Annotated in this window: 4 protein-coding genes; all 4 read left to right on the top strand. The window is 53.7% G+C overall.

All coding sequences use genetic code 11. The annotated features are described in order from the left end of the window. The first annotated feature begins 98 nt into the window (after positions 1-98). Positions 99-530 (top strand): hypothetical protein, encoded by a 432-nt coding sequence (locus QLG07_RS02510; protein ID WP_282468394.1) that lies wholly within the window; start codon positions 99-101, stop codon positions 528-530. Positions 531-553: 23 nt separating this feature from the next. Then, positions 554-1,225: a hypothetical protein gene (locus QLG07_RS02505; protein ID WP_282468393.1), complete on the top strand. Its 672-nt coding sequence runs from the start codon at positions 554-556 to the stop codon at positions 1,223-1,225. Next, entirely contained in the window at positions 1,218-1,685 is a 468-nt protein-coding gene (locus tag QLG07_RS02500) for a hypothetical protein (protein WP_282468392.1), read from the top strand. The genes QLG07_RS02505 and QLG07_RS02500 overlap by 8 nt, the downstream gene beginning before the upstream one ends. Before the next feature lie 1,211 nt (positions 1,686-2,896). Continuing rightward, positions 2,897-3,108 (top strand): hypothetical protein (locus QLG07_RS02495; protein WP_282468391.1); only part of this gene is annotated, 212 nt, incomplete at its 3' end.

Raw genomic sequence — 3,108 nt, 5'->3', positions numbered from 1 at the left:
CAGCGCCCGGAAATTATCGTCACTGAAATGGATGAGCTGTTCCTTGACTATCGGGCGCCGAGACTGGGAGCAGGCGGCGCAATCAGGCAGGAGTAATCATGAAGAAAGTCGCAATGTACCGCCGGGGTCGTGGCGGTCCCAATGATGGCCTGAAAGAGAAAATTGTGTGGCTGCTAAGCGCTGGGCCGATGACCGGGCGCCAGCTGCATATGGCAACCAAACTACCCCTACGCAGCATCCATCGACAACTCAATGCTGAGCGCCATCTTATCAGCGCCACAGCAGAGATATCAGCGAGCGACTGGTATATCGACGAAGAAACCGGACAGCGCGACAGGGTTTACACGCTGGTGCGCACACCACGCCGGGTAATCACGAAAGCGAAGGCGAATAAGACCATCGTCGTGAGCGTGAAGTCGCTTGCTGAGCGCGGAGAAGATAAGCGACAGCAGTGCATTGAAGCAGCTGCTCGCAGGGCCAGGCTGATTAAAGCGGGACTGTGGGTTACATCATCTGATTTAACTGGCTGACTGCGGTCGGCGGGAGATAGGCAGTGAAAACAATAAACTTAAAAGAGCTGCGCAATGCTCTTTCATGCTGGCAGGACGATTACGACTGTGACGATGATAAAGAGCAGTACGACATGTTCGGCGCTGCGATTGATGCTGTTTCACGCTTGGAAGCGGCAGAGCTGGAGATCGAAGGGCTGAAGCGCTTTCAAGAGCTGAACCTGAAGATAAAGCAGGCGATGCATGAGCGCTTTACCAGAGCAGAGCGTGAGCGCGACGAGCTGCGGGCAGAACAGGCTGAGCATGATGAGCAGATAGCGAGAATGGAAAGTAAGTTCAGTCTGGCAAAGCGCGCTCTTGATTCTAAAACTGCGCGCTGCGAAAAGGCAGAGGCTGAGCTAAGGCGGCGCGATGCGGCGGCGGGTGAGCCTGTTGCGTATCGATACCGAGCCACGAATATGTTCGGCGACTTGCTTGACGCCTGGAAACTCTCTGAGACTAAAAACAAGACGGGGACTTGTCAGCCTCTTTACACCGCCGCACCGCCTGCCGTGTTGCCAGGTGAGGTGGAAGAATTATCCATGCTGATTCGGCGATTAGTCCACTCGCTTAAAAATTCTAACCCGCACAGTGGCTTGCTGTGGTCAGTGCCAGACTTTATGCATAAAAAAGGGTACTGGAAGGCAAATGACTGCCTGAGAGGTGAAAATGATTAACGAACTTATCGAGCAAATCGGCGGGCGGGAGCGGCTGGAGTTTATCGCAGGAAACGCTATCAGCAGAGAGCGAAGCATGATGGCCAGCGCCCTGCTGGCGGTGCTGGATGCGAAGCCCATTGCTTACATGCATCACAGCGGACAAGTAGTTACTAGAGAGGAGTGCTGTGACGACAAGGTTTTTTCCATATGCTGCAAGGTTGAAACTCCACTTTACACCACCCCGCCAGCGGCCAGCGTGCCGGATGTAAACTTTGACCTATCGAAGCCAGGAACGGAGGCGACAGTTATCACGCACTACCAAGTGCCGGACGGGTGGAAGCTGGTACCGTTAAAAGCATTTCCGTCACAGTGGGCCGCAGGCCAGAAAGCTTTCGACGCCGCTGGCATTAACAAAATCGACCCAGTTTATCACGCCATGGTTGAAGCAGCGCCATCGCCGGGAGGTGATGGCAGGTGACGATGTGTGCACTCTTTGCAACGACGACGACCAACGCAGCTATAAAATGGGCAGTATCACGTGCAGTTCGTCAGGCGTTCAAACTGCACCTGAAAGGCAGTCGTCTATAATCACGGACAAGGAAATGCCAAGTGAAAAACGTATACACGCAGAATGGCGGAAGAAGGTGGCATTGCCTTTTAATTGTCAAAATGAAGCCGATATATCTCGGCACATTCAATACAGCTGCGCGTGCGGAAATAGCTGGTCGATTATACAAGTTTTGGCTTCGGACGTTTGCTGTTGCAGAGATACCCGTGCGGCCGACATGGCGAGCGAGTTATTTTCCGCAGTGAATCGCCTGTTGGATGTCGACGGTTCTCGCGGAACGCTCAGTGCCATCAGACGCAGTGAAGCCTTAAAAGAGGTCGAACGATTGCTGGCAGCGGCGCCAGCGCCGGGTGGTGATGGCGGGTGATATCCCCGCAATAATCCTTGGCCTCGGAATGCTGATAGGCATTGTCCTTTGCCTGAAAGAAATGTGATCCACCCAAGCGGTGGTTTTTTTTGCGTCAAAATTACGGAGAAATCCCCATGTATGCGGATATTTTAGACGAAGCAGCAGCACGCGAGCAGCAGCTGATTGAAGTGGCACTGGCTAATCGCAAAGCACCGGAGCCACCCTCGCCAGTGTGTCGGAATGCAGACTGTGGCGAGCCATCACAGCCGGGTACGAGTTACTGCTGTGCTGAGTGTCGCGAGGATGACGAGAAGTGGCAGCGTGCGATTCAGCAAAGGCGAGTCGCATGAGTGAAGAGCAACCGGTATACCTAAAATATCTCAGCAATGGACATCCTCACAGGCTACGAGTTGGCGCCTTTCGCTTTGAAGGAGAGGCTCAGTGGCGCTCTAAATTCGGTTACGTGCATCTGAGGAAACCAAGCCAGTTTCGAACGCTGTTATGTAAGTGCGGTGGAAATGACTGGAGTGATAACGGCAGGTTCACCAATGAGTATGAATGCCAGAGTTGCGGTACATTCATGGAGGCCACGGAATGGCTGTATGAAAATGGCCGAGCGGAGGTTTTATGACGGAAGCAGAGAAATCATTCGCAGACTACCTCGACGAGGTTATCGAGCACGCCGGACAGACTGGCAAGCGCCGGACACTGTGGAGCATACCGCGCTGCGTCCTGGCCCGTGAGGTGTGGATAGATTGCATGGAGAGACAAAATGTCGCCAGCACAGGAAAATGCCCTGAGGTCTGTAGCGCGACGGTGCCGGGCAGCGATTAAATCCGACACCGAAGGCAAGACTGCCGCAGAGAAAGACCGCATTACTACCCTTCTGTTAGACCAATTCACTAAACAAATAACCGCCCTGCCGCCTGGTAAGTTCCGGCCAAGAGACTGGCTGGCTTACTACGTGCGCGTGGTGGATAAGGA

Source organism: Erwinia sp. V90_4, from assembly GCF_029967685.1.
Classification (GTDB): Bacteria; Pseudomonadota; Gammaproteobacteria; order Enterobacterales; family Enterobacteriaceae; genus Erwinia; species Erwinia aphidicola.
This window is presented reverse-complemented; position numbering and strand designations above follow the sequence as displayed.